The organism is Nonomuraea sp. NPDC026600 (assembly GCF_040638335.1).
In the GTDB taxonomy this organism is placed as follows: domain Bacteria; phylum Actinomycetota; class Actinomycetes; order Streptosporangiales; family Streptosporangiaceae; genus Nonomuraea.
Genome location: NZ_JBEZYD010000025.1, coordinates 65,891 through 91,673 on the forward strand (window position 1 = coordinate 65,891; position 25,783 = coordinate 91,673).

A 25,783-nucleotide genomic window follows, 5' to 3' on the forward strand; every position below is an offset into this window, starting at 1 on the left:
CAACTATCCACACGGCTGAGATGTGGCTAGTGGTTCAGGGGAAATCTTGCGATAAATCCGCCCTCTTCGGCGATGAGCGTGCCGCCGTGCAGCGACGCGATGTCCCGCGCGATCGGCAATCCGAGCCCGGCGCCGCCGACATCCCTGGCCCGCGCCTCATCCAGCCTGGTGAACCGGTCGAACACCGCCTCCCGCTGCCCCTCCGGGATCCCCGGCCCGTCGTCGAGCACGCGGAGCACGGCCTGACCGTCCTCCCCGTGCACCCGCACCCGTACGGCCGTCGCGGCGTGCCGTACCGCGTTGTCCACCAAGTTGGTCACCAGGCGGGCCAGGTGGGCGCGCGACCCCTGGAAGACCACGTCGGGCTCAACGTCCAGCTCCATGCGCAGCTCCGGCCGCCGCTTGATGCGCAGCGACTCCTCCGCCGCGACCTGGCCGAGATCGAGGTCGCCCGTACGCAGCGGCTCACCCGCGTCGAGCTTGGCCAGCAGGAGCAGGTCGGCCGCCAGCGACTGGAGACGGTCCACGTCGGCGAGCGCCTCGGCGGTCAGCTCGCTCGGTTCGGCCAGCTCCAGCCGGGCCCGCAGCGTGGCGATCGGGCTGCGTAGCTCGTGCGCCGCGTCGGCGACGAACCGCTTGTGCGTCTCGACGGCCGTCTCCAGCCGGTCGAGCGTGCCGTTCACGGTGGTCGCCAGGGCGGCGATCTCGTCGCCCGAACGGGGTACGGGCACCCGCTGGTGCAGGTCGCGGGCCGTGATGTCGGCCACCTTGGCCCTGATGGCCGCGACCGGGGCGAGCGTGCGGCCGACCGAGAACCAGGTCATGCCCGCCACCACGAGCAGCAGCGCGGGCACACCGGGCAGGAGGGCGCCGTTGAGCGTCGCCAGCGCCTGGTCGGCACTGGCGAGCGAGGCTCTGGCCCAGAGCATCCCCGATCCGCTGGACGTCGACACGGGCATGCCCGCGACGGCGAATTCACCGCCCTGCGCCCAGCTCTCCACCGGCACCGCTCGCTCGGCCGTGACCACGACGTCCATATCGGCCATCCGCACCGCACCACCCGACTCGGCCGTCCGCCCGGTCAGCATGTCGCTGTAGGTGCGGACCTTGCCGGTTGCGGCGGGTTCGCCGCAGGCACGGGCCGGGCCGGCCGCGGCGGGTTCGCTGGACGTGCGGGCTGGGCCGGTTGTGGCGGGTTCGGTGCAGGTGCGGACCGGGCTGGTCGCGGCTGCTTCGCCGAACGTGCGCACCAGGCCGGTCGCGCCCTGGAGGGGTTCGACGCTCAGCGCGATGGTCTGCGCGTACGGCACAGCGGCCACGGCCTTCCTGGCCGCCTCCTCGTCCGCGCTGCTCAGCAGACTGCCCCGCAACGCCACCACCAGCACGACCGCCGCCAACCCCAGCGCGACGGCCACCACCAGCGTCGCTGCCGCGGTCGCGCGCAGCCGCACGGACGCCAGCCCCATCGGCAGCCGTCCCGCGAGCCGCTCAGCGACCCACCCCGTCAGACGCCTCCGCCGCGAAGCGATGCGATCCCATCCCGAGGTCATGTCGCCTCCAACCGGTACCCGGCGCCACGCACCGTCACCAAGGTCGTCCTGCCGAACGGTTGGTCGATCTTGCGGCGCAGCGCGCTGATGTACACCTCCACGATGTTCGGATCGCCGTCGTAGGCGAAGTCCCAAGCCTGCGCCAGCAGCTCGCTCTTGGACACCACCTCACCGGCCCGCCTCGCCAGCCCATGAAGCACCGCGAACTCCTTCGGCGTCAGCGCGATCTGCACCTCCCCCCGGCGGCACCGCAACCCGGCCGGATCGACGACCAGGTCGCCGACCGTGATCGTCACCGGCCGCTCGTGCCCGCCCCTCCGTACCAGCGCGCGCAGCCTGGCCAGCAGCACCACGTACGAGAACGGCTTGGCGAGGTAGTCGTCCGCGCCCGTGTCGAGCGCCTCGGCCTCGTCGTAGATGCCGTCCTTGGCGGTGAGCATCATGATCGGTGTCCAGTTGCCGGCCTCGCGCAACCGGGAGCACACCGTGTAGCCGTTCAGCCTGGGCAGCATCACGTCGAGCACGATCACGTCGTAGGCGTTCTCCGAGGCCATCCAGAGCCCGTCTCGCCCGTCATAGGCCACGTCGACGGCGAACCCCTCGCCGGCCAGGCCGCCCTTGACCAGATCGGCCAGCCGCTGCTCGTCCTCCACTAAAAGCACTCGCACACCGGCCAGAGTGCCGTATGTCACCTAAAGCCAACCTGAAGATCGTTTCGGCTGTCTTCAGGATCACTTCAGGTACGGCGGGCCAGGCTCGGGGCGTCCGATCGTTTCCAGCAAGGAGATTCCATGTTCAAGCGACGTCTCGCGGTACTCGGTGCGGTGGGCGTGCTCGTGCTCACGGCCCTGGGCGGATCCGCGATGGCCGACGAGGCCCCGTCGACGGCCCCGGGCGCCAAGGTGACGTGCACGACGAGCGACGGTAAGTCCATCGCGTTCGCGCGGGCGGAGGCCGCGGGGGCGCCCGGTGAGGTGTCGAAGGGGGAGGCGGGTGAGGGGATCGCGGTCACCCGTACCGTAGACGGCAAGATCGAGATCAAGCCGATGCCGGCGGGGGAGGTCTTGGAGGCTGTCCCGGCCACGCCCGCCACCCCCACCGAGGGTGAGAGGTTCACCACCAGCGGTGGCGAGCCGATCGACGCCGTGGAGATGGAGAGGGGCATCGCCCAGAAGGCGGAGGACGGCAGCGCCCCGGTCGAGCCCCCCGCCGAGGCGATCACCATCACGTGTGAGTCGAAGTAAGTGAGGCCGCCCGCCGTAGCACCGGGGGTGTACGGCGGGCGCGCGCTCACTCGGGGAACGACGGGTGCGGCCCCAGGGCCCAGTACTCGAACAGGCCGTGCCCCACCAGCCCGTCGTACTCGAAACGACCCACGGCGTCGACCATCCCCCACATCTTGGCCGCGTCGTCAGGCAGCGTGTACGTGACGCCCTGCACGACCGGCCCGGCACCCTGATACATCCCGTGCTTCCAGTCCGGCTCCAGGCCGTAACCGGTGCCGACCATGAGGTGGACCGGCAGCACGGGCGTGCAGCGCACGTCGAACGCCTTGCCGCCCGGCGGTGAGAACGTGATCGTGGCCTCGACGACGTCACGGGTGCCGGGGGCGTAGACGGGGTGGTACTCGGGTCGGCCCAGGTACTCCTCCTCGCGCCCGTCGGACCAGACCCGGGTGGCCTCCTCCAGCACCCGGCGGCCCTTCTCGTCCTCCTGGACGATGCAGAGGATCGCATGGTCGTCGAACCTCATGGGCGCGTACAGCCAGTAGAAAGTGCCCGCGTTCTTCGTCTGGATGCCGGGCGGCTCGGGCTCGCCGACGGGCCTGATGCCCCAGGAACGGTCGCGGGCGCCCTGCCACCGATCCGGGGTGACCGGTATGTCCACGTCGTCGATGCGGATGTGCCCGGACCAGAGCCCGGTCTGCGCCAGCCGTATGGAGTCGAAGATGACCCGCTCCTGCCAGCGGACGAAGTGCCGCGGTTCGAGCGTCGCCGGGATCGTGCCCTCCCAGGTGAGGTCGAAGGAGAGGCCATGCTCATTGGGCTCCAGGATGATCTGGAGCCGTTTGAGCCCTTCGAGGACCTTCACCTGGAACGGGCCGATCTCGGTGTTCATCCGGTCGGTGCCGAGCTCACGCGAGGCCCGGACGACGCGGTGCAGGTTCCCGTAGCGGACGCAGGCGAAGGCGTCGGTGACGCCCAGGTTCGGGTACTGGCCGGCGCCGACGAGCAGCATGAGCTCGTCGGTGCCCGCGTGGCAGTTGAAGTAGTAGCGGTCGTAGAAATTGCGGTCGGAGGTCGCCACGTGCCGCATGACCTGGGCCGCTTGGTGGATGGGGTAGTCGTCGAGCGGGGACAGCGCCATGCCGCTCGTTGTAGCAAGCGCTTGGTATGGGCGTCAACCAGGAAACGCGCTCGAACGCGAAGTGCGCCCCCCGCTCGATCGAGCGGGGGGCGCACCTTCGTGCGGATCACGACATCTTGCGCGATGTCTCGTCCGCCGTGTCGGACACCGTGGACGCCATCCCTTCGGTGGAGCCCGCGGTCCTGTCGGCCGTGTCGTCGGCCCAGCGCGACGCGTCCGAGGCCGAGTCCTTCATGTGCTCGGTCCACTGCTGGGCGTTACGCCGGTAGAACAGATAACCGATCGCGCCCACAGCCAGACCCGTCATCAGGATCATGACCGGCCACTGCCGCGACCTGCGCGGTGTGGGGTCGATCTTGTCGGCCGCGGTGACCAGCATGGCGCTGACCTTGGGGGCGAGCTGATCCTCGACCCGATGCGCGACCTCTTCGAGCCTCGGTGCCGCCCAGTAGCGGGCGTCCTCGATGCGATGGGCGGCGACCATCTTGGCCTGATCCGCCATCGGTGTCATTTGCCGGCCGGTTCGCACGGCCTGGGCCTTCATACGGCCCATCCACGTGGCTGGGACTGCGATGACCACGCGGCGATTTCTCAGTGTCAGGGACACAACAACCTCCCCTGCTTGATGGGGCCCCGAGCCTGACCTTCCCGGAGGGCGGCGGCTCAATCATCGCCGTCCATGGGAGGATGGCTCTCGAGGCCCAACGGCCGTCGTCATCAAATCACCGCAAAACCAACCTTGTGCATAGAGGGGGGCTGCTGTCTCGTGGCCGAGAAACTGATCGCAAACCTGCAGACAAATCGTGGAAATATCAAGATAGAACTCTTCCCCAACCAGGCTCCCAAGACGGTCCGCAACTTCGTCGAGCTCGCCGAAGGCGGCCGTGAGTGGACCCACCCGGGCACCGGCGAGAGGAGCACCGGCCGCTACTACGACGGCACGGTCTTCCACCGGGTGATCCCCGGCTTCATGATCCAGGGCGGTGACCCGCTGGGCGAGGGCATCGGCGGCCCGGGCTACGACTTCGACGACGAGATCCACCCGGATCTCTACTTCAACCGCCCTTACCTGCTGGCCATGGCCAACGCCGGCATCCGGTTCGGCAAGGGCACCAACGGCTCGCAGTTCTTCGTCACGGTCGTGCCCACGCCGCATCTCAACGGCAAGCACACCATCTTCGGCGAGGTGATCGAGGGCCAGGACATCGTCGACGCGATCGCCAAGACGCCGACCGGCCAGCGCGACAAGCCGATCGACGAGGTGGTCCTGGAGTCGGTCACGATCGACCGCGTCCAGGGTTGATCAGAGCGCACGGGGCGGGCTGCAGGGGCTAGCGCGGCAGTGTCGCGCAGGCCGTAGGCTGCGGTCATGACCAGCCAGCCGCCCAGCCCGCCCCCGCAGCCCGAGCAGCCCGCGGAGGCCGTGCCGACGTGCTACCGGCACCCGGGGAAAGAGACCTGGGTCCGTTGCCAGCGCTGTGAGCGCCCCATCTGTCCCGACTGCATGCGCGACGCCGCCGTGGGCTTCCAGTGCCCCGAGTGCGTGGCCGAGGGCAATCGAGGGCTACGCCAGGCGCGGTCGGCCTTCGGTGGCGCCGTGGTCGCCACTCCATACGTGACGTGGGCGCTCCTGGCCCTCAACGTGCTCGTCTTCGGCGCCCAATACCTGACGGGCAACGTGGTCACCGCCGAGCTGGCCATGCGGCCGTACGAGGTCGTCACGCAGAATGAGTATTACCGGCTGCTCACCTCGGCGTTCGTGCACGGCGGGGTCTTCCACATCCTGTTCAACTGCTGGGCGCTCTACGTCGTCGGCCCCTACCTGGAGCGAGCCTTCGGGCATACCCGCTACCTGGGCATCTACCTGGTCAGCGCGCTGGGCGGCTCGGTGCTCGGCTACTGGATCGACCCGCTCGACCAATTCACGGTGGGCGCGTCAGCGGCGATCTTCGGCCTGTTCGGCGCCGTGTTCGTGGTGGGGCGCAGGCTGAACATGGACGTACGCGGCATCGCCGTGCTGATCGTGATCAACCTAGTGATCACCTTCGTGGTCCCAGGCATCAGCTGGACCGGCCACATCGGTGGACTGATCACCGGATCAGCCCTGGCCGGGGCCCTGGCGTACGCTCCCAAGAGCAACAGGACCCTCTGGCAGGTGCTGACGATCGTGGGAGCGGTGGCCATCCTCGTCGTGCTCGTGGCCGTCAGATCCTCGGCCCTCTTGAGCGGCGTCGCGGGCTGACTTCCCCAGGGTGTGGAAAAACTGTGGAAAAAACTAACGCCAGCGGGTGGATAGCACCACCCCGAAGATGATGAAAACAAACCCGATCAGCAGATTCCAGTTGTGGAGATCGCCGATGAAGGGCGCGCCGGGAGCCACGTAGTAGATGGATATCCACAGGATGCCGATGATCCACGAAACCACCATGGTGGGCGCCAGCCAGCGGGGGCTGACCGTGACCTGCTGGGACTTCTGCGGCGGTGTGTAAACCGCCTTCTTGCGAGCCTTGGACTTGGGCACTGGAAACTCCTGCTGGGCGCCTGGGCATCCGGATTGTCCGCAGGCTATTCGTTGAGCGTAGTTGAAGCGTGCCCAGGATAGTCGCCACGCGCACGAGATGGCGATCCCCGGCAGCCGGATGGAGCGCGCATACGCTGGGCGCGTGAGGGCCGTGCTGCGGGCCGCGGGGGAGTTGAGCATCACCGCGGGCCTGATCCTGTTGCTGTTCTGCGCCTACCTGCTCTGGGGGACGGGCGTCTACACCCAGCGTATGCAGCTGCAGTTGCAGCAGGAGCTGGGGGAGGCGCACGCGCCGGGCAGGCTCCCGAAGATCGAGCTGGGCCGGGCCGTGGCCATGCTGCGCATCCCGAGGTTCGGGCGCGATTACCACTACGCCGTGGTGGAGGGCGTGGACACCGAGCATCTGAAGAAGGGCCCGGGCCACTACCCCGGCACCGCCCTCCCCGGACAGATCGGAAATTTCGTCGTATCTGGGCACCGGACCACGTATTTGGCGCCGTTCAACCGGATCGACCAGCTCAAACGCGACGACGAGATCATCATCGACGCCGCTGAGGCCCGCTACACCTACCGGGTGACCTCTCAGAAAATCGTGGAGCCCGACGAGGTGGACGTGCTCAGCCCGGTGCCCGGCAAGCCCGGCAGCAGGCCCACCAGAGCCTTCATCACGCTGTCGACCTGCCACCCCGAATACTCCGCCGCCCAGCGGCTCATCGTGTCCGGCGTGCTGAAGAAGACCGAGCTCAGGAAGGAATGACATGTACGGATGGCTCTGGCGCAGCCTGCCGGGCGGCACGGGTGCCAAGCTGCTGGCGGCCGCCGTGCTGGTCGCCGTGGCGGTGGCCGTACTCTGGTATGCCGTGTTCCCGCTTCTCGAACCCGCGGTGACGCTCGACGAGGTGACCGTACGGAAATGACCCGCGTGCTGGTCGTGGACAACCATGACAGCTTCGTCCACACCATCGTTCAATACCTGCGCGAGCTGGGCGCCACGTGTGAGGTGCGCCCGCGCGACGACGTCCGCGTGGGCGACGCCGACGGCTTCGACGGCGTCCTGGTGAGCCCGGGCCCCGGCACGCCGGAGGCGGCGGGCGTGAGCGTCCCCCTGGTGCGTTACGCGGCCCTGCGCGGCCTGCCGCTGCTCGGGGTCTGCCTCGGGCACCAGGCGATCGGCCTGGCCTACGGTGCCACCGTGTCGCGGGCGCCCGAGCTCGTCCACGGCCGGACCAGCGCGGTGTCGCACGACGGGCTCGGGGTGTTCGCCGGGCTCCCCTCGCCGGTGCGGATGACCCGCTACCACTCGCTGGCCGTACGGCCCGACACGGTGCCCGCCGAGCTCGACGTGACGGCGCACACCGCCGACGGCGTCATCATGGGGCTGCGGCACCGTACGGCGCCCATCGAGGGCGTGCAGTTCCATCCCGAGTCCGTGCTGTCGGAGCATGGCCACCAACTGCTCGGCAACTGGCTGCGCGGGATCGTGTAACACTCGCCCGCCGCCGGACGACAGACAGATGAGCGTCCCCGCCGTTGCCCCCGAGCGGCGGGGGCGCTCTTTTACGTGCCCACCCCCTGACGCACCAGGGCCGCCCTCCCGGTGCGGGAGGGCGGCCCTGGTGGGCGGCTAGGGGGTCAGCCCAGGTCGCCGTCGTCGATCGGTGAGTCGTCGGTCGGCTGTGTGTCGTCCGTGGGCTCTTCCGTAGGCTGCTGCGTGTCGTCCGTGGGCTCGGCCGTCGGCTGCTGCGGATCCTGCGTCGGCTGCTGCTCGGGACCCGTGGAGACCACGATCGTCACGGTGATGCCGGGGTTGACCGTGGCGCCCTCACCGGGGACCTGCTGGACGACCGTGCCCCGCGGCTGGTCACTCGACTGCGGGTCCGCCTTGACCCTGAAGCCTGCCCCCTTGAGCGTCTTGGTGGCTTCCGCCTGGGTCAGGCCGATCACGCTCGGGACCTGGATCTGCGCCTTGGGCACGTAAAGGATGACGGTGCCGTCCTTCTCGACCTCTTCGCCGGCCTTGGGGTCGGTCTCGAGGACCTTGTCCTGCGGCTTGCCCGGCGCCGTCTTGGTCTTGACCGTGCCGGTCAGCCCGACCTCCTCGAGGATCTTGTTGGCCTCCACGGTCGTGGCGCCGACGAGCCCCTCGGGAACCTTCACCTTCGGCGGACCCTTGGACACGTACAGCTTGACCGTCGAGCCCTTCGCCACCTCGGTGTCCTGGGCGGGATCGGTCTTGATCACCGTGCCCTTGTCGAACTCGGCGTTGGCCTCCTGCACCACCTCGGACTTCAGGCCCAGAACATCGAGCTGGGCCTGGGCGGCCTTCGCCGTCTGCGTGGAGAGCGCGGGGACCTTGATCTGCCCGGTGGTCTTGTCGCCGCCGCTGCTGAACACCGCGTAACCGATGCCGATGAACGCCCCGATGATCAGCAGCGGGATGATGATCCAGGCCGCGGTCTTGAGCGCCTGGTTGCCGCCGCCGGACGCCCGCCGCCGGCCGCCACGGCCGCTGTGCCCGTCGTCGTACTCGTACGGCGGGACCGCGCGGTTGCCCTGAGTGGCCGGGCCGGTGGCGGACTGGGTCGCCGTCATCATGCGGGTGCCCGCGCCGTAGTTACTGGTCATCGCCATCGTCTGGGCGTCGATCGGCTGGCCGGACACCGCCCGCTGGATGTCGGCCCGCATCTCGGTCGCGTTCTGATAGCGATGCGCGGGGTCCTTGGCCATGGCCTTCAGCACGATCGCGTCGCACCACGGGGGGATCTCGGGGTCGATCTGCGACGGCGGGATCGGCTCCTCACGCACGTGCTGGTAGGCGATCGCCACGGGGGAGTCGCCGGTGAACGGCGGCTGGCCGGTGAGCAGCTCGTAGAACACGCAACCGGTGGAGTAGATGTCGCTGCGGGCGTCGACCCGCTCACCGCGTGCCTGCTCGGGCGACAGGTATTGGGCGGTCCCTATCACCTGCGCGGTCTGCGTCATCGTCGCGGCCGAGTCGGCCATCGCGCGGGCGATGCCGAAGTCCATCACCTTGACGTCGCCGGCGCGGGTGATCATGACGTTGGCGGGCTTGATGTCGCGGTGGACGATGCCGCCGCGGTGGCTGTAGTCGAGCGCCCGCAGGATGCCGTCGACGAGCTCGGCCGCCCGCTCCGGCAGCAGCCGCCGGTCGGCCCGCAGCAGGTCGCGCAGCGTCCTGCCGTCGACGTACTCCATCACGATGTAGGGCACGGGGGCGCCCTCGCTGACATCCTCACCCGTGTCGTAGACCGCGACGACGGCCGGGTGGTTCAGCGAGGCCGCGGACTGCGCCTCACGCCGGAAACGGGCCTGGAAGGTGTGATCACGCGCCAAATCAGAGCGGAGAGTCTTGATCGCGACTATGCGGTCCAGCCGGATGTCTCGGGCGCGATAGACCTCGGCCATGCCGCCGCGCCCGACGACGCCGTCGAGCTCGTAGCGACCTCCGAGTCGCCGAGGCTGAGTCATTTCCTGCACTGTCCCTTACCGTTCATCTTGGGTACCGGCCTGCTCGGGGGGGACGCCGGTGTCCATCATCGACCCCGTGGCGCATCACGTCTTCTCCTTCGGCGGGTTTGTTACCCCGGGATCAGGCGAAGCGCTTGGTGTCGGACTTTTCGGTGTCGTGGTGGGCGTTGGGGTTGGTGTGGGAGTCGGGGTCCGGGTGGTCGGCGTCGGCTTGGGGCTTGGTTTCTTCGTTGGGCTTGCCGACACGCTTACCGTAGCCGAACGTGAGGGTACCGGCCTCTTCGACTTCACCGTAATCACCGGCGGTCGTCGAGTGTGAGGTTTGGCCCGAGGTGTCTTCGAGGTCGGAGCATGGCTCGCCGACTCCGACGGGTCGGCGACGCTGGGCGGGCCGGGCACCGCGTCGCGTTCCATGAACGTGAAGGCGCTGAACCCGACGGCGGCGGCGCATCCCGCGCTGGCGACCAGCGCCAGCGTCAGTCTGCCCCGGCGGCGGCGGGGTCCGGTGGTCGAGCCGGCGGGCGACGCGTGCATCGTCGCGCCCGCCGAGCCGCCGAAGTCGTGGGTCGTATGGTCGGCCGCCGGCTGCCGCACCCGGAAGCCCGCCGGGTCGGTGAGCATGCTGAGCTCGGTGGCCGATGTGCCGCCGGCCAGTGACTCGCGCAGCATGCGGGCGCGCTCGGCGACGTCCGTCGCCGATGCCGGGCGGTGCCGCGGGTCCTTGATCAGCAGCGTCATGACCAGCTCGCGCACCGCAGTGGGCACGTCGGCGCCGAGCGGCGGCGGCGGCTCGTTGAGGTGCATGAGCGCGATCGCCACCTGGCCCTCGGCCTGGAACGGCGTGCGCCCCGACAGGCACTCGTAGGCCACCACGCCCAGCGAGTAGAGGTCGGTCGAGGGAGTGAGAGGCAGGCCCTGCGCCTGCTCCGGGCTGACGTATTGGGCGGTGCCGAGCACGGTGCCCGTCAGCGTCACCGGAGCCGCCTCCACGGCGCGGGCGATGCCGAAGTCGGTCACCTTGATGGCGCCCTCGGACGTGACGAGCAGGTTGCCCGGCTTGATGTCGCGGTGGATGACCCCCGCCGAGTGGGCGGCGTGCAGCGCCTTGGCCGTCTGGTGCACCACGTCGAGCGCCACCTCGGGGCCGAGCGCGCCGTTGCGGGCCAGGATGGCGGACAGCGGCTCGCCGTGCACCAGCTCCATCACCAGGTAGGCCAGGTCGCTCTGCTCGCCGTAGTCGAAGATCTGCGCGATGCCGGGGTCGCCCAGGGCGGCCGTGATCCTGGCCTCGTTGCGGAAGCGGCTGCGGAAGGTGGGGTCGGCCTGGATGTGGCTGCGCAGCACCTTGACCGCGACCTCGCGGCCGAGGAGCTCGTCCCGGGCGCGCCAGACATCCCCCATACCGCCCGAGGCGATGCGGGAGAGCAGAAGATAGCGGTTACCGAGCCGCATGATCCAGCAGCGTAGCGGTCATCACTTGTTCAGCACCGCCTCCATCACGGCTTTGCCGATCGGCGCGGCGGTGTGGCCGCCCGTCGCCTCGGCGCCGACGTTGGCGGCGCCCGACTCGACGATGATCGCGACCGCGACCTTCGGGTCGTTGGCCGGCGCGAAGCTGATGAACCAGGCGTGCGGCGGCTGCTTGTCGGCCGTCTCCGCGGTGCCGGTCTTGCCCGCCACCTCGACGCCGGGGATCTGGGCCAGGTTGGCGGTGCCGTTGTTGACCACGCTGACCATCATCTCGCGCAACTTGCCCGCCGTCTCGGAGCTGACCGCCTCCGACAGCTCCTCGGGCTCGGCGTCCTGGATCGAGTCGCCCTTGGAGTCAGTGATCTTGTTGACCAGGTACGGCTTCATGACCTTGCCGTCGTTGGCGATGCCCGCGGCGATCATGGCCATCTGCAGCGGGGTCATCTGGTTGCTGCGCTGGCCGATGGAGGCCATGGCCAGGGCCGCCTGATCCTCCTTCTTGCCGAAGGAGCTCTGGGCCACCGGCATGGGGATGCCGAACTTCTCCCCCATGCCGAACTTCTGCGCCTGCTCCTGCATCTTGTCGTAGCCGAGCTCCATGCCGATCTTGCCGAACGGCGTGTTGCAGGACTTCTCCAGCGCGTAGACCAGCGGGACCTGTCCGGCTCCGCAGGCCGCGCCGCCGTAGTTGGGCAGGCTGATGTTGGTGCCGGGCAGCGGGAGGCGCTGCGGGGCGTCCACGACCGTCTGGGGGCCGCGGCTGGAGTCGTCCTCCAGGTATGCCGCCGCGGTCACCACCTTGAACGTGGAGCCGGGCGGGTAGGTGCGGTCGGTGACACGGTTGAGCAGCGGCTGGCCCTTGTCCTTGGCCAGCTCGTCATAGCGGGGGAAGACCTTGCCCTTGTCGGTGTCCGACAACTCGGCCGGCTCGTAGGTGGGCAGCGACACCATCGCCAGGATCGCCCCGGTCTTCGGGTCGAGAGCGACGACCGCGCCGCGCTTGCCGCTCTCGCGCAGCGCGTCGTAGGCGGCCTTCTGGGCCTTCGGGTTGATCGTCACGTCGACGTTGGCGCCCTTGGTGGGCTCGCCGGTGAACAGGTCGATGCTCCGGCGCAGCAGCAGGTCGGGGCTGGAGCCGTCGAGCAGTTTGTTCTCGGACGCCTCGATCTGCGAGGCGCTCTCCGGCGAGAAGAAGCCGGTGATGTGGGCGTAGAGCTTGCCGTCGGGGTATTCCCTGAGGAACTTGAAGTCGCCCGTCTTCTGCTCCACCGACTGAGCCAGGATCACCTTGCCGCCGGCGGTGATGCGGCCGCGCTCGACGGCATAGCGGTCGTAGTAGTTGCGTGTGTTGCGGGCATCGCTGCTCAGGGTTTCGGCCCGACCGACCTGCAGGACGTTCACGTTGATCATCAGGAGCGCGAACATGGCGAGGCAGGCCACGGCCACACGCTTCAGAGTGCCGTTCATCGCTGGAACACCTGCGTCATTCCTTCGTTCTGGATCGCCTGGGGCGGAGGCTGCCGCGCCGCGTCCGACATGCGTACCAGCAGCGCGATAAGGATCCAGTTAGCCAGCAGCGCGGATCCGCCCTGGGACATGAACGGGGTCACCAGTCCGGTCAGCGGGATCAGGTTGGTCACGCCGCCGACGATGATGAACACCTGCCAGGCGAGGATGAACGACAGCCCGCCCGCCAGCAGCTTGGAGAAGGGGTCGCGGGCGGCGAGCGAGGTGCGCAGCCCGCGCTCGACGATCAGCGCGTAGACCATCAGCAGCGCCATCAGCCCGGTCAGCCCGATCTCCTCGCCGGTGGCGGGGAAGATGAAGTCGGAGAAGGCCAGCGGGATCAGATCGGGATGGCCCTGGCCCAGGCCGGTGCCCATGATGCCACCGGCGCCCAGCCCGAACAGGCCCTGCATGATCTGGTAGCTGCCGCCGAACGCGCGGTTGTAGTAGACGTTGCTGCCGGGGTCGAGCCAGACGTCGAACCGGTCGCCCACGTGGCTGAAGATCTGCCCGGCCAGCCACGCGCCGCCGACGAAGAGCAGGACGCCGATCAGCACCCATGAGGTGCGCTGCGTGGCGACGTAGAGCATCACCACGAACGCCCCGAACAGCAGCAGGGACGAGCCCAGGTCCTTCTGCATGACCAGCACGCCGATGGCGACCACCCAGGTGATGATCACGGGGCCGAGGTCGCGGGCCCTGGGCAGGTCGATGAAGAGCAGCCGCCGCCCGGCCAGCGCCAGCACGTCGCGCTTGGCGACCAGGTAACCGGCGAAGAAGATGACCAGCGCGATCTTGGCGAACTCCGCTGGCTGGATGCTGAAGACGCCTTTGATCCCGATCCAGATGCGCGCGCCGTTGATCTCCTGGCCGACCACGGGGAGCAGCGGCGAGACGAGCAGGCCCAGCCCGATCAGCCCCGCGGTGTAGGTCATCCGCTGCAGCATGCGCTGGTCGCGCAGCACGATCAGCGTCACCGTGAAGAGCACGACGCCCGCGCCGGTCATGACGATCTGGCTGGTGGACGACGCGCCGGCCTGGAGCTTGGAGCCGGAGTTCTCCAGCCGGTAGATCATGACCAGGCCGAGCCCGTTGACCAGCGTCACGAGGGGAAGGATGAGGGGGTCGGCCCATGGCGCCCACTTGGCGAGCACCAGGTAGGCGGCCAGCATCAGACCGCCCAGGCTCAGGCCGTACGTCAGCATGCCGGCCGGGATCGTGCCGTTGAGCCCCAGCCCGACGTTGGCATAGGCGCCCATGACGATCACGACCGCGAACGCCAGCATGGCCAGCTGGGCGCCACGCCGTTTGGCCGGCATCAGGACAGGTGCTTCCGCCACTTCACTCATCTACTGCGGCTTCGCCTTCGTCTTCGTCGCGCTCGGGGTGGCTGAGGCGCTCGCGCTCGGGGTGGCCTTCTGCTCCGGCTGCTCGGCCGTGGCCTTGAAACCGTTGATGCGCGTCACGCCCTCCGCCACGGTCTTGACATCGATGCCGCCCTTGACCAGTGCCTGGTCGGGATCGGAGAGCTGGGAGAGCGGCTTGCCGGTGTGCTGCGCGACCGAGAAGAACTGAAACGGCCCCACCTCTTGGCGGATGCCCCGGAACACGACCACCTCGTCGCCCTTGGCCCCCACGAAGAACTGGTCCTGAGTCCACTGCCAGCCGAAATAGCCGCCGACGCCGATGGCGACGACGGCCACGCCCAGCACCGAGACCAGCAGGGGCCACACCCGGCGCCGCTTGACCGGCCGCCGGACCGCCTGTGGGCCAGAATCTTCGAAGTCGTCCTCGGTCAGCACCGGCTGGGGCGCGGTCACCGCACCGGGCCGCCCCGGTGAGGTGTCGTGCGGCTCGTGCCGCAGGCGGGTCATGCCCGCCGCCCCGACGATCGCCACCTCGCCGGGCACCGGCTGCCCGTCGGTGAGCTCCAGCACGTCTGCCAGCACGCAGGTGATGTTGTCGGGCCCACCGCCTCTGTTGGCGAGGTCGATGAGCTGGCGCACGACCTCTTCCGGGTCGTCGATGTTCGTCAGCGTGGCGTGCAGCGTCTCCGCGCTCACCACTCCGGACAACCCATCGGAACAGAGGAGATAGCGGTCGCCCACCTGCGCTTCGCGCAACGTGAGATCGGGATCGACCTCGCCGCTCCCGTCGAGTGCCCGCAGCAGGATCGAGCGCTGCGGGTGCGTCGCCGCCTCCTCCGGTGTGATGCGCCCGTCGTCGACCAGCTGCTGCACCAGTGTGTGATCGTGGGTGATCTGGTAGAGCTCCCCGCGTCTGAGCAGGTAGGCGCGCGAGTCGCCGACATGCACCAGAGCCACCGAGGTGCCGTGCCAGAACATGGCGGTCAGCGTGGTGCCCATGCCCTTGAGGCTGGGATCCCGGCCCACCATCTCGTGCAGCTTGCGGTTGGCGTCGCGTACCGCTGCCTCGATGGCGTTGAGCAGGTCACCACCCTGTTGAGCCTCTTCGAGAGAGGCCATTGCGGCGATGGCGACAGAACTCGCCACCTCACCGTGTGCGTGTCCGCCCATACCGTCGGCGACGGCTAGCAGGCGGCCGCTTGCGTACGCCGAGTCCTCGTTTCCTTCGCGGAGGAGGCCGACGTCCGAGCGGGCGGCGTAGCGGAGTGCGATGGTCATTTGCGCAATTCAATGACTGTCTTGCCGACGCGGATCGGAACACCGAGCGGCACCGGGGTCGGACGGGTGACTTTTGAGCGGTCGAGGTATGTGCCGTTGGTCGAACCGAGATCTTCCACGATCCACTGACCGTCCTGAGGGAAGAGCCGGGCATGCCGACTGGAAGCGTAGTCGTCTGTGACTACCAGCGTGGCGTCGTTCGCCCGGCCAATGCTGATGGGCGTCTCCGTGAGAGTAATGGTGGTGCCTTGCAGCGGGCCACCCGTCACAACGAGCTGGCGTGGCTCGCCCTTCTTATTCTTCGGCTTAGCCGCCGGTTTGGTGGGCTTGATGCCACCCTTGCGTGGACCCGCGGGGGCCGTACGTGATCCGAACAAGTCAGTCCGGATCACGCCGACTGCGGCAATGACGAAGAACCACAGCACAGCCAGGAAGGCGAGCCGGATCAGCAGCAGCGTGAGCTCGGACATGGACCGTTTGTCTACCCCTAATCGCGCCGGAACACCAGAGTCGTGCGTCCCAGGGTCACTCGCGTGCCGTTCTGGAGCTCGACTCTGCGTACCGGCTGGCCATTGACGAACGTGCCGTTCGTCGATCCGAGATCGACTAGGGCGACTAGCTGACCCTCGACGCGAATCTCCGCGTGGTGGCGAGAGACGCCGGGGTCGACGAGACGAAGATCGCAGTCGGTGCCCCTGCCCAGCAAGGTCACCGGAGTGGTGAGCTCGTAGGAGCGGTCGCCCTGCGGATCGTCCTGAGTGGACACGAGCAGCCGGGGCCGCCCGTTGAAGGCATTGGGCCTGGATGGTGGCAGATCACTCGCCGGCTGGCGAATCTCGTCCTGCTCCACAGTGGCGCCGCGGATGACCCCCGACCTGATGCGGAACAACCCCACTGCCAGGTCGGCGGCGGTCTCGAAACGGACCCGGACCGGTCCCACGAAGGAGTAGCCCTGTTCTTTGGCGTACTCCCTGGCGAGGTTGGCCAGCTCGTGGCTGATGCTGTCGGCGTAGACCTCAAGCCGTTCGCTGTCGGTCGTGGACAGCTCAACCACGAAGTCGTTGGGCACGAGCGTCCGACCTTGAGCGACGATCGCCGCGCGCTCATCCATCTCCCGCTGAACCGCGCTGGCGACCTCGACCGGCTGAAGGTCAGATTTGAACGCCCGCGCAAAGGCCCCCTCAACCAAGCCTTCGAGCCTTCGCTCGAAGCGCTGAAGGACTCCCACCGGGTACCTCCCTTCCTCCGTGCATATGATCGCGGCCACCGGACGCTAGCCGCGCCTGGCCTCCGCTCGTCCCACGTCGCGGGTGGTCCGGGCGCTCGTCAGCTGTCGCGCCCAGCTCCTCCGCTCCCGTGTCTTATGCGATCGTATCCGGGTTCAGTACCAGCGACTGTTCCGTGCTACTGTTTCTCCGCACCCACAAGGGCGGGTGGCGGAACGGCAGACGCGCACGGTTCAGGTCCGTGTGTCCGAAAGGACGTGAGGGTTCAAATCCCTCCTCGCCCACTCGATGACAGGGGACCCATGGTCGCGACCCTCACGGGATCGCTTCCCTCGGTCCCCTCGTCGTTTACACCGGGGGATGACCCCCGGACCCCCAGCATTAGACTCGCTGGTGGCTTGGCTTTCATATGAGACTTTGCCTTCGTTGTGTTTGTTTGTTTGGTGCAGACCCACACTGACGAAGAGGGCCCCGGTTCGCAAGAGCCGGGGCTTTTTGTTTTTGTGGGTGGCGGTTGGAAGGTAGGCCCGGCCGGTTGCAGTTTGCTTTCGGATTGCTTTCCGGCCGGGTGTGTGGTTTTGGACACACTGGGGGTTAGGCGGCCAATGCTCGGGTGTCTAGGAGCTCGCCTAGTAGGTCGGTGAGGCTGACCATGCCGATGATCTTGCCGTCCTGTGTGGTGACCAGGGCCAGGTGGGCTCGGGCCTCCTGTAGTGCTGTCACTGCTTCGGGGGCTTGGGTTACGCAGGGCAGCTTGGGGATTGGGCGGGCCAGGTCGGCTGCTGTGCGGTTGGGGTGGATCAGGGCGTCTCTGGCGTGGAGGACGCCTCGTACGTCGTCTGGAGTGCCTACCAGGAGCCTTAGGTGGCCGCTCTCCGCTGCTACCTGTCTGATTCCCTTGGCGTCTGCCGATGGTGGGACGGTGGTGGCCTCGTTGATGGGGACCATGAGGCGTTCTATGCCTTCTGCCTGTAGGCGGAGGGCTCTTGTGAGGAGGTCGTGTTCCTCCCTGTCCAGGAGGCCCATTCGGCCTGATTCGCCGACCAGCATGGCCAACTGGCGGGGGGTTCTTGTCGTGGCCAGTTCGTCTCTTGGGCTTACGCCGAACAGGCGGAGGATGACGTTGGTCAGGCCGTTGAGGGTGGAGAGCAAGGGGCGCATCAGCCAGGTGAAGCCGCGGAAGGGCAGCGTCAGGATCAGGGCCGCTCGCTCGGGCTGGGTCAGTGCCCAGGACTTGGGGGCCATTTCGCCCACCACCATGTGGAGGAACGTGACCAGTGCCAGGGCGATGGTCAGGGCGATCGGCATGCGCATGGATTCCGGTATGCCGACCGCGGCGAAGACCGGCTCCAGGAAGTGTTCGATCGCGGGTTCTGTTACCTGGCCCAGGCCCAGTGTGCAGAGGGTGATGCCGAGCTGGGCGCCGGCCAGCATCAGGGAGAGGCGTCGGCCGCCGCCCACTGCCGACTTCGCGGCGATGCGGACCAGGCGGTTGCCGTTGGCGGCCATTTCCTCCAGGCGGTGGCGCTTGGCGGAGACGAAGGCGAACTCGGCTGCCACGAACAGTGCGTTCAGTAGCAGTAGCACCAGGCTGATCAGGATCATCGTCATCGGGTCGCCTCCGCGTGCTGGACCGGGGCCAGTCGTACTCGTTCGGGTACGCGGCGGTTGAGCGACAGGACGGTGAGCTCGGCCAGGTGCTCCTGGTCGTCCTCGGCGAACGGGTCCGTCTCCGGAATGACGGGCACGGTCACGGTGTCGCCGGGTTCGGGCATGCGCCCGAGTCTGGCGAGGACCAGCCCGGCGAGCGTGTCGTAGTCGTCGCTCTCGGGCAGCGAGACGCCGGTGGCCCGCTCGACCTCGTCGAGCCGGAGCCGGCCCGGCACCTCCCAGATGCCGCCCGGCTGCTCGACGGCGCCGTCGGGCTCCGGGTCGTTCTCGTCGATGAGCTCGCCGACCAGCTCCTCCGCCAGGTCCTCGACGGTGATGACGCCGGCGAGGCCGCCGTACTCGTCGATGACGCAGACGAGGTCGTCCTTGGACGAGCGCATCTCGTTCAGTACGGCGGGCAGCGGCAGCGAGTCGGGCACCAGCACCGCGGGGCGGGTGATGCCGATGATCGGGCCGTCGTCGAGACCGGACGTGATCAGCTCGCGCACACCCGTCACGCCCATCACGTCGCCGTCGGCGCCGAGCACGGGGTAGCGGGAGTGGCCGCACTCACGGATGACCTCCACGAGGTCGGAGACCGGCTGCGAGTCGCGGACCACGACCACGCGCGGGCGCGGGACCATGATCTCCTCCGCGGTGCGGTCGCCGAACTCCAGCGCCCGCTCCAGCAGCTCCGACAGGCGCGGGGGCAGCTCGCCCGCCAGGGTGGACTCGGCGATGATCCGCGAGAGCTCCTCGGGGGTCGCGCCGTGCTCCACCTCCTCGACGGGCTCGATGCCGACACGTCTGAGCAGGCCCGTGGCCGCCGAGTCGAACAGCCGGACCACCGGGCCGACCACGGTGAGGTAGGCCAGCGTCGATCCGGCGAGGAACTTGGCGACGGGCTCCGGATGGGCGATGCCGAGGTTCTTGGGCGCCAGCTCGCCGAAGACCATCTGCACGACGGTGGCGAAGAACACCCCGATGGCGACGGACAGGCCGGTGACGACACCGGCGGGCAGGCCGGTATTCGTCAGCCATGGGCCGACGATCGTCGCGATGGCGGGCTCGGCCAGGAAGCCGACCAGCAGCGCGGTGACGGTGATGCCGAGCTGCGCGCCGGACAGCATGAAGGAGAGGCGTGAGGTCACCTGGAGCGCCTTCTCCGCGGCCGGATCGCCGGCGGCGGCCTGCTCACGCAGGAGGCCCCGGTCGGCGGCCACGAAGGCGAACTCCTGCGCGACGAAGTAGCCGGTCGCGGCGGTGAGCAGGAAGAGGGCCAACAGCCCGAGATACGCGCTCACCGGGGTGAGCTCTGGAAAAGAGAGTTCTCAGGGGATCCCGTGCGTGTGCACGGGCGAATATTCCATGGGTCCGGGGCGGACACGATCATCCCTTCGATGGCGGAAGTCCATAAACCGTAACGATGGGGTTGGCAGCAATGTTTCCGAAGTGACGCTCCGCTAGTTCTGCGTACTTTTCCGTGGGAAAACCTTGGTGAGACGTCTTCACTGGTGGGGGGTTGGACGTAGCGTCTATGACAACCGAAGGGGAAAGAGGCCAAGTGTCTGAGGAAGACCGGACGAGAGCCATGCGCTCGCCGGGCGATGGCCGCCCGTTGCCCGGCAGGAACGCCGACGGCCCGCGCGCGGGTGGTGCGCCCGCGCATCGGATCCCGTCGGCTCAGCAGGTTCCGCCGACGGCCCAGCAGGCGCCGCCGTCCAACCTGCCCGCCGAGCCGGTCTCCGACGCGCCTCGGGCCGGCAGTTCGCGCGTGTACGGCCGGCAGCGCTCGGGCGGCAGCCCGATCAAGCCGTTCACGCCCAAGTCGGAGCCGACCCCGTCCGGCGCGTCCGATCCGTCGGGTCCCAAGCCGCCGCGCAGGCGGATCAAGGGCCGGACCATACTGACGATCATCGCCGCCGTGGTGGCGCTGCTGCTCGTGGTGGGCGTGGGCCTGTTCTTCTGGATCGACTCGCGGCTGACCGGGATCCCCGGCGTGCTCGACGACTACGCGGGCCGACCCGCCGACACCCCGGGCACCAACTGGCTGCTCGTCGGCTCCGACAGCCGCAAGGGCCTGTCGGCGGCCGACCGCAAGAAGCTCGCCACCGGCCGCGCGGCCGGTCAGCGCACCGACTCGATGATGCTGCTGCACATCCCCGCCGGCAGCGACAAGCCGACCCTGGTCAGCCTGCCGCGTGACTCGGCGGTCACCATCCCCGGCAAGGGCCGCAACAAGCTCAACGCCGCGTACGCCTTCGGCGGCCCCAAGCTGCTGGCCCAGACGGTCGAGACCGTCACCGGGATACGCGTCGACAACTACATGGAGATCGGCTTCGCCGGGTTCGTGGACATCGTCGACGCGGTCGGCGGCGTCGAGATCAACGTCCGCGCCGCGGTCGACGACCCCAAGGCCGGGCTGAAGCTCAAGAAGGGGCTCCAGACGCTGACCGGCGGCCAGGCGCTCGGCTACGTCCGTACCCGCAAGGGCGGCGCGCTGCCCGACTTCGAGCGGACCAAGCGCCAGCGCCAGTTCCTCGGCGCGGTCGTGAAGAAGGCGGCCAGCCCCGGCGTGCTGATCAACCCGTTCACCTCGATCCCGCTGGCCATGAGCGCCACCGACGCGGTCGCCGTCGACGCGAGCACGGGGGCGTTCGACATGCTGTCTCTGGGCCTGGCCATGGGCGACAGCCCGGTGACCACGGTCGTGCCGTTCGGCGGCAACGAGATCGCGGGCGGCGGCAGCGCGGTCAAGTGGGACAAGGAGAAGGCCCTGGCCCTGTTCGACGCGCTCAAGCAGGACAAGCCGGTGCCGAAGGAGATCCTCGACGCCGGCTGACCCCGGGGCCGCGAATGGTCCGGTACGGCATGCCGTACCGGACCGTCAGTTTCCGCTCGTGTAGCTGGGGCTGATGGCGGCGGTCGTGGCGGCGATCATGATGACCGAGTTGATGGCGGCGATCGTCTTGGCCACCGCGTCGCCCGCCCACTCGCCCTCGGCGATCGCCTTGACACGTGCCTTGTCCGACTCGGGGAACGCCTTGCGGTCGAGCTTGGCCGCGTACATGACGGCGATGAGCACCGCCGTGCGCGCGTCGGGATCGGCGCCCGCCAGCACGCTGCCGACGCGCTCTCTGACCTCCGCCTCGACGCTGCCGTCGGCCTCCGGCCAGCGGGTGGTGGGGAAGATGCCGAGCACCCGGCCGCGCTCCTCGGTCAGCACGCCCGCCTCGGCGAGCCGGGTCAGCAGGCGCCTGCGCAGCTTGGCGGAGTGGAGCTTCTGGACCCACCAGTCGGGTTTGCGCTCCTTGCTGTCCTCCGCGATGCGACTCAGTGCCGCGTCGAGCTCCTCGTCGCCCAGCGGGGTGGCGTTCTCGACCGACACCTTCTTATCGGTCAGGGCCACCCGCTCGGTCACCGCCAGCTCCGCCAGGATCGCGCCGCCGAGCGCTGGATCGAGCTGGGTGGCGCCGATCAACTGCTTGCCCTCCTTCTCGCTGTAAGCGAGCAAGAGCAGTTCCTCCGCGATCGTGACAGTCATCCTTTGACACTAACGTGCCGTTCATGGGTATCTCGGAGAAGCTGCACGCGGTGGGTCGCCCCCTCCTCGACGCGCAGCTCGCGCATCCCACCGTGGTGGGTATCGGGCGTGGCGATCTGGCGGAGCCGGTGTTCCGGTCGTGGCTGGAGCAGGACTACCTGTTCCTGCTGGACTATGTGCGGGTGTTCGCGCGGCTGGCCTGGCAGGCGCCGGCCGCGCATCTGGGCGACCTCGTGGACCTGGCGCACACGACCTTCCACGACGAGCTGAGCCTGCACCGGGAGCTGTCGGCCCCGTTCGGGGCGGACCTCGAGAACGCGCGGAAGGGGCCGGCGTGCGCGGCCTACACGGCGTTCCTGCTGGAGTCGGCCGCCGATTACGGCGAAGGGCTGGCGGCGCTTTATCCGTGTATGTGGGGATACTCAGAGCTTGGTCAGGCACTGGCCGAGAATTTGCCCGCCGAGCCGCGTTACCGCAGGTGGGTGGAGACGTACGCCGATCCCGGCTTCGCGGCGCTGACCGTGCGGATCGGCCAGATGATCGACGAGGCCGGGCCCGAGCCCGCGCGCGCCGAGGCGCTGTTCGCCGAGGGCATGGCGCACGAGCTGGCGTTCTGGAGCGTGCCGTAGTTGTCCACAGGCTGTGGACGACCACGGCACGTACCCTGGTGGCATGCCGGAACTCCCCGAAGTGGAATCGCTCGCCGGTTTCCTGCGCGAGCGGGCGGTTGGCCGTACGGTCCTGGGTGTCGACGTGGTCGCCTTCTCGGCGCTCAAGACGTTCGACCCGCCGGTCACCGCGCTCGGCGGGCTGACCATCACGGGCGTGGCGCGGCACGGCAAGTTCCTCGACCTCGACTGCGACGGGCTGCACCTGGTCATCCACCTGGCCCGCGCGGGGTGGCTGCGCTGGCGCGAGGACCTCTCGGGCGCGAAGCCGGTCCGTCCGGGCAAGAGCCCGCTCGCGGTACGGGTACGGCTGGCGCCCGACGACGAGGGGCTCGCACCCGGGTTCGAGCTGACCGAGGCGGGAACGCAGAAGCGCCTCGCCGTCTATGTCACGAAAAATCCGGATGACGTGCCGGGTGTCGCCGCCCTCGGCCCCGACCCCCTCGACGACGCCTTCACCGTGGCCGCGCTCAAGGCCATCCTGGGCGGTAGCCGTACCCAGGTGAAGGGCCTGCTGCGCGACCAGAAGGTCATCGCGGGGATCGGCAACGCCTATTCCGACGAGGTGCTGCACGCGGCCAAGATGTCCCCGTTCAAGATCGCCGCCACCCTCACCGACGACCAGATCGCCGACCTGCACGAGGCCATCGTCACCACGCTGCGCGAGGCGGTCGAGCGGGCGCACGGCCTGGCCGCCAAGGACCTCAAGGCGGAGAAGAAGTCCGGCCTCCGCGTGCACAACCGCGCCGGCCAGGCCTGCGACGTCTGCGGCGACACGATCCGCGAGGTGTCCTTCGCGGACTCCTCGCTCCAGTACTGCCCCACCTGCCAGACAGGTGGCAAGCCGCTCGCCGACCGCCGCCTGTCCCGCCTGCTGAAGTAACGCTTCACGCCCTGACGGCGACGGCCTCCTCGGCCTCTCCGTGCTGGTCGTTGGGGGCGGCCGGGCGGCGGCGGAGGCCGGTGGCGATGACGAGCGCGGCGACCGCCGTGGCGGCCACCGGCACCAGCAGCGCCGTCCTGATGGCCGCCAGCCCGGCCTCGGCGGAGGTCGCGTCACCGAGCGCCGCCACGCTGACGGCCGTGACCATCGACAGCCCGAGTGCCGCGCCGAACTGGAAGGCCGTGTTCAGCAACCCGCCGGCCAGCCCCTGCTCGTCCTCCGCGATGCCCTCCGTCGCGACGATCGTGAGCGGGCCGTACACGAAGGCGAACATCAGCCCGATCAGCAGCATCGAGGGCAGCATGGCCGCGTACGACCAGTCCATCCCGACTCCGATGAACAGGCCGTAAGCCGCCAGCCCGGACAGCAGGCCGCCGAAGATCACCCGGGCGTTGCCGTACCTCTGCACCAGCCAGGGGGTCAGCGTGGGCGCGAGCACCACGTCGGCGGCGGCGGCGAGCAGGGCCAGGCCGGTCTGGACGGTGGACCAGCCGCGCAGTTCCTGTAGGTACAGGGTGATGAGGAACTGGAAGCCGAAGAACGACGCGGTGAGCAGCAGCGCCGTCAGGTTGGCGCGCACCAGCGGAGCGGAGCGCAGGACGCCGAGGCGGACGAGGGGCGTGGCCACCCGCCGTTCGATCGCCACGAACGCCGTCAGCAGCGCCACGCCGCCCGCGAACGCTCCGATGGTCCAGCCGGGGCCATCGGCGGGGTGCTCCAGCCGTACGAGGCCGTAGACCAGCAGCGTCATCGCCCCGGTGATGGTCGCCGCCCCCGCCAGATCGACGCCGCCGGCGGGCCGGGGCGTGCGCTGCTCCTTCAGCACCGGGATGGCGATGATCAGGATCGCCAGCGACAGGATGACCGGCGCGAAGAAGACCCAGCGCCAGCCGATCGAGCTCAGCAGGCCGCCGATCACCAGCCCGAGCGCGAATCCGGCCGCGGCCGTCCCCGCGTACACGAGCAGCGCGCGGTTGCGCAGCCTGCCCTCGGGGAAGCTGGTGGTGATCAGCGACAGCCCGGCGGGCATCATGAACGCGGCCGCGACACCGGTGAGGAACCTGGCGACCAGCAGCACCCACCCCTCGGTCGCGAACCCGCCCAGCCCGGAGAACACCACGAACACGCCGAGCCAGAGCAGGAACATCCTGCGCCTGCCCAGCAGGTCGGCCGCCCGGCCGCCGAGCAGGATGAAACCGCCACAGCCCAGGACGTAGGCGCTCACCACCCCGCTCAGCATGCCCGTGGACAGCCCCAGATCCGCCCTGATCGACGGCAGGGCCACGTTCAGCATGGCCACGTCGGTGCCCTCGATGAAGACGGCCCCGCACAGCACGATCAACATGCCCCAAGCGCGTTTGGACATGATCAACCCCCGGTTACTTATCGGCATCTCGGTTATCTCTTGTAACCGTGAAAATGATCCGGCAGCATGGGATCCCATGGAAGACGGCACTTCAAAGTCACCCGGTTACTGCGAGGGCACCGTGGACGACGACGACTACGACGTGCGGCAGTGGGACACCAGGGAGGACTGCGAGGTCCGGCAGATACTCGACCGCGTCGCCGACAAGTGGTCGCTGCTGGTCATCGCCCTGCTCGACTGCAAGAGCCTGCGCTTCACCCAGTTGCGCCGCGAGATCGACGGCGTCAGTCAGCGGATGCTCAGCGTGACCCTGCGCCACCTGGAGCGCGACGGCCTGGTCAGCCGTACGGTCTATCCCGTGGTGCCCCCGCGGGTCGACTACGCGCTCACGCCCCTCGGCCGGACCCTGCACCAGACGATCAAGAGCCTGGTCACCTGGACCGAGGAGCACCAGCGGGAGATCGCCGAGGCGCGTGCCGCCTACGACGAGAGACGCGAGATGATGGAGGCATGACGGTTCCAGAGATCCCGGCCAGCGACGTTCCCGCCGACGGTTACCTGCTCGACGTGCGGGAGCAGGAGGAATGGGTGGCCGGGCACGCGCCCGAGGCAGTGCACATCCCGATGACGCAGATCCAGGGGCGGGTCGAGGAGGTGCCGGGCGACCGGACCGTCTACGTGGTCTGCCGGGTCGGCGGCCGCTCGTTCCAGGTCGCGGCCTGGCTCAACCAGCTCGGGCGCGAGGCCGTCAATGTCGACGGCGGCATGCAGTCCTGGGCGGGCGCGAGCCGTCCGATGGTCAGCGAGACGGGGCACCCGCCGTTCGTCGCCTGACGGA

General features: G+C 68.9%; 27 protein-coding genes and 1 tRNA gene. 12 read left to right on the plus strand and 16 right to left on the minus strand.

From position 1 onward, the window contains the following. Nucleotides 1-26 precede the first annotated feature (26 nt). A complete protein-coding gene (locus tag AB0F17_RS41900; protein ID WP_358035041.1) occupies nt 27-1,550 on the minus strand; it encodes a HAMP domain-containing sensor histidine kinase in 1,524 nt (507 codons plus the stop codon). Further along, nucleotides 1,547-2,218, minus strand: coding sequence for a response regulator transcription factor (locus tag AB0F17_RS41905; protein ID WP_358035044.1), 672 nt, complete (start codon nt 2,216-2,218; stop codon nt 1,547-1,549). Before AB0F17_RS41905 ends, AB0F17_RS41900 begins: the two co-directional genes overlap by 4 nt. 123 nt (nt 2,219-2,341) lie before the next feature. Here AB0F17_RS41905 and AB0F17_RS41910 point away from each other — a divergent pair, with 123 nt between their 5' ends. Beyond that, entirely contained in the window at nt 2,342-2,794 is a 453-nt protein-coding gene (locus tag AB0F17_RS41910) for a hypothetical protein (RefSeq protein ID WP_358035047.1), read from the plus strand. 46 nt (nt 2,795-2,840) lie between these two features. On the opposite strand, the gene AB0F17_RS41915 is transcribed toward AB0F17_RS41910, so the two are convergent. Further along, on the minus strand, nt 2,841-3,917 hold the full coding sequence (locus AB0F17_RS41915; protein ID WP_358035050.1) for a hypothetical protein: 1,077 nt from the start codon (nt 3,915-3,917) through the stop codon (nt 2,841-2,843). Between the two features lie 106 nt (nt 3,918-4,023). Beyond that, nucleotides 4,024-4,419 (minus strand): hypothetical protein, encoded by a 396-nt coding sequence (locus tag AB0F17_RS41920; RefSeq protein WP_358035053.1) that lies wholly within the window; start codon nt 4,417-4,419, stop codon nt 4,024-4,026. Between the two features lie 264 nt (nt 4,420-4,683). Here AB0F17_RS41920 and AB0F17_RS41925 point away from each other — a divergent pair, with 264 nt between their 5' ends. Together AB0F17_RS41925 and AB0F17_RS41930 are read left to right on the plus strand one after the other, a co-directional pair. Then, entirely contained in the window at nt 4,684-5,220 is a 537-nt protein-coding gene (locus AB0F17_RS41925; protein ID WP_358035056.1) for a peptidylprolyl isomerase, read from the plus strand. 66 nt (nt 5,221-5,286) lie between these two features. Continuing rightward, nucleotides 5,287-6,159, plus strand: a complete 873-nt coding sequence (locus AB0F17_RS41930; protein ID WP_358035059.1) for a rhomboid family intramembrane serine protease — start codon at nt 5,287-5,289, stop codon at nt 6,157-6,159. Nucleotides 6,160-6,192: 33 nt separating this feature from the next. Here AB0F17_RS41930 and AB0F17_RS41935 read toward each other — a convergent pair whose 3' ends face one another. Continuing rightward, nucleotides 6,193-6,438 carry a cell division protein CrgA gene (locus AB0F17_RS41935; RefSeq protein WP_358035062.1) on the minus strand — a complete coding sequence of 82 codons (246 nt, stop codon included), beginning with the start codon at nt 6,436-6,438 and terminating at the stop codon, nt 6,193-6,195. 142 nt (nt 6,439-6,580) lie between these two features. On the opposite strand from AB0F17_RS41935, the gene AB0F17_RS41940 reads away from it, so the two are divergent. The 3 genes from AB0F17_RS41940 to AB0F17_RS41950 are packed head-to-tail and all read left to right on the plus strand — an operon-like array spanning nt 6,581 to nt 7,924. Continuing rightward, a complete protein-coding gene (locus tag AB0F17_RS41940; protein ID WP_358035065.1) occupies nt 6,581-7,195 on the plus strand; it encodes a class E sortase in 615 nt (204 codons plus the stop codon). 1 nt (nt 7,196) lies between these two features. Further along, a complete protein-coding gene (locus tag AB0F17_RS41945) occupies nt 7,197-7,355 on the plus strand; it encodes a hypothetical protein (RefSeq protein WP_214635370.1) in 159 nt (52 codons plus the stop codon). Continuing rightward, nucleotides 7,352-7,924 (plus strand): gamma-glutamyl-gamma-aminobutyrate hydrolase family protein, encoded by a 573-nt coding sequence (locus tag AB0F17_RS41950; RefSeq protein ID WP_358035068.1) that lies wholly within the window; start codon nt 7,352-7,354, stop codon nt 7,922-7,924. Before AB0F17_RS41945 ends, AB0F17_RS41950 begins: the two co-directional genes overlap by 4 nt. 146 nt (nt 7,925-8,070) lie before the next feature. Here the strand turns inward: AB0F17_RS41950 and pknB are convergent, their stop codons facing one another. The 7 genes from pknB to AB0F17_RS41985 all read right to left on the minus strand — a co-directional run bounded on the left by pknB (nt 8,071) and on the right by AB0F17_RS41985 (nt 16,776). Next, nucleotides 8,071-9,927 (minus strand): Stk1 family PASTA domain-containing Ser/Thr kinase, encoded by a 1,857-nt coding sequence (gene pknB / locus AB0F17_RS41955; protein WP_358035071.1) that lies wholly within the window; start codon nt 9,925-9,927, stop codon nt 8,071-8,073. An 84-nt stretch (nt 9,928-10,011) separates the two neighbouring features. Next, a complete protein-coding gene (locus AB0F17_RS41960; RefSeq protein WP_358035074.1) occupies nt 10,012-11,379 on the minus strand; it encodes a serine/threonine-protein kinase in 1,368 nt (455 codons plus the stop codon). Nucleotides 11,380-11,400: 21 nt separating this feature from the next. Beyond that, nucleotides 11,401-12,864, minus strand: a complete 1,464-nt coding sequence (locus AB0F17_RS41965) for a penicillin-binding protein 2 (RefSeq protein WP_358035076.1) — start codon at nt 12,862-12,864, stop codon at nt 11,401-11,403. After that, entirely contained in the window at nt 12,861-14,252 is a 1,392-nt protein-coding gene (locus AB0F17_RS41970; protein WP_358035078.1) for an FtsW/RodA/SpoVE family cell cycle protein, read from the minus strand. The genes AB0F17_RS41965 and AB0F17_RS41970 overlap by 4 nt, the downstream gene beginning before the upstream one ends. Beyond that, complete coding sequence (locus AB0F17_RS41975; protein ID WP_358035080.1) at nt 14,253-15,548, minus strand: Stp1/IreP family PP2C-type Ser/Thr phosphatase; 1,296 nt, start codon at nt 15,546-15,548, stop codon at nt 14,253-14,255. Further along, nucleotides 15,545-16,018, minus strand: a complete 474-nt coding sequence (locus tag AB0F17_RS41980; protein WP_358035083.1) for an FHA domain-containing protein — start codon at nt 16,016-16,018, stop codon at nt 15,545-15,547. Before AB0F17_RS41980 ends, AB0F17_RS41975 begins: the two co-directional genes overlap by 4 nt. Nucleotides 16,019-16,035: 17 nt before the next feature. Further along, nucleotides 16,036-16,776 carry a DUF3662 and FHA domain-containing protein gene (locus tag AB0F17_RS41985; RefSeq protein WP_358035085.1) on the minus strand — a complete coding sequence of 247 codons (741 nt, stop codon included), beginning with the start codon at nt 16,774-16,776 and terminating at the stop codon, nt 16,036-16,038. 199 nt (nt 16,777-16,975) lie between these two features. On the opposite strand from AB0F17_RS41985, the gene AB0F17_RS41990 reads away from it, so the two are divergent. Next, nucleotides 16,976-17,058 (plus strand) — tRNA-Leu (locus tag AB0F17_RS41990). Nucleotides 17,059-17,368: 310 nt separating this feature from the next. Here AB0F17_RS41990 and AB0F17_RS41995 read toward each other — a convergent pair. Together AB0F17_RS41995 and AB0F17_RS42000 are read right to left on the minus strand one after the other, a co-directional pair. Continuing rightward, nucleotides 17,369-18,385, minus strand: coding sequence for a hemolysin family protein (locus AB0F17_RS41995; protein ID WP_358035088.1), 1,017 nt, complete (start codon nt 18,383-18,385; stop codon nt 17,369-17,371). Continuing rightward, nucleotides 18,382-19,728 carry a hemolysin family protein gene (locus AB0F17_RS42000; RefSeq protein ID WP_358035091.1) on the minus strand — a complete coding sequence of 449 codons (1,347 nt, stop codon included), beginning with the start codon at nt 19,726-19,728 and terminating at the stop codon, nt 18,382-18,384. Before AB0F17_RS42000 ends, AB0F17_RS41995 begins: the two co-directional genes overlap by 4 nt. A gap of 260 nt (nt 19,729-19,988) precedes the next feature. Here AB0F17_RS42000 and AB0F17_RS42005 point away from each other — a divergent pair, with 260 nt between their 5' ends. After that, nucleotides 19,989-21,266, plus strand: coding sequence for an LCP family protein (locus AB0F17_RS42005; protein WP_358035093.1), 1,278 nt, complete (start codon nt 19,989-19,991; stop codon nt 21,264-21,266). Between the two features lie 45 nt (nt 21,267-21,311). On the opposite strand, the gene AB0F17_RS42010 is transcribed toward AB0F17_RS42005, so the two are convergent. After that, nucleotides 21,312-21,968, minus strand: a complete 657-nt coding sequence (locus AB0F17_RS42010; RefSeq protein ID WP_358035095.1) for a GPP34 family phosphoprotein — start codon at nt 21,966-21,968, stop codon at nt 21,312-21,314. A 23-nt stretch (nt 21,969-21,991) separates the two neighbouring features. Between AB0F17_RS42010 and AB0F17_RS42015 the strand changes: the two genes are divergently transcribed. Continuing rightward, nucleotides 21,992-22,597, plus strand: a complete 606-nt coding sequence (locus AB0F17_RS42015; protein ID WP_358035097.1) for a transcriptional regulator — start codon at nt 21,992-21,994, stop codon at nt 22,595-22,597. Nucleotides 22,598-22,640: 43 nt separating this feature from the next. After that, nucleotides 22,641-23,519, plus strand: coding sequence for a DNA-formamidopyrimidine glycosylase family protein (locus tag AB0F17_RS42020; protein ID WP_358035100.1), 879 nt, complete (start codon nt 22,641-22,643; stop codon nt 23,517-23,519). Nucleotides 23,520-23,523: 4 nt separating this feature from the next. On the opposite strand, the gene AB0F17_RS42025 is transcribed toward AB0F17_RS42020, so the two are convergent. Next, a complete protein-coding gene (locus AB0F17_RS42025) occupies nt 23,524-24,945 on the minus strand; it encodes an MFS transporter (RefSeq protein ID WP_358035102.1) in 1,422 nt (473 codons plus the stop codon). A 76-nt stretch (nt 24,946-25,021) separates the two neighbouring features. Between AB0F17_RS42025 and AB0F17_RS42030 the strand changes: the two genes are divergently transcribed. Next, nucleotides 25,022-25,459: a helix-turn-helix domain-containing protein gene (locus AB0F17_RS42030; protein WP_214635385.1), complete on the plus strand. Its 438-nt coding sequence runs from the start codon at nt 25,022-25,024 to the stop codon at nt 25,457-25,459. Beyond that, nucleotides 25,456-25,779, plus strand: coding sequence for a rhodanese-like domain-containing protein (locus tag AB0F17_RS42035; RefSeq protein WP_358035105.1), 324 nt, complete (start codon nt 25,456-25,458; stop codon nt 25,777-25,779). The genes AB0F17_RS42030 and AB0F17_RS42035 overlap by 4 nt, the downstream gene beginning before the upstream one ends. The last annotated feature ends 4 nt before the right edge of the window (nt 25,780-25,783 follow it).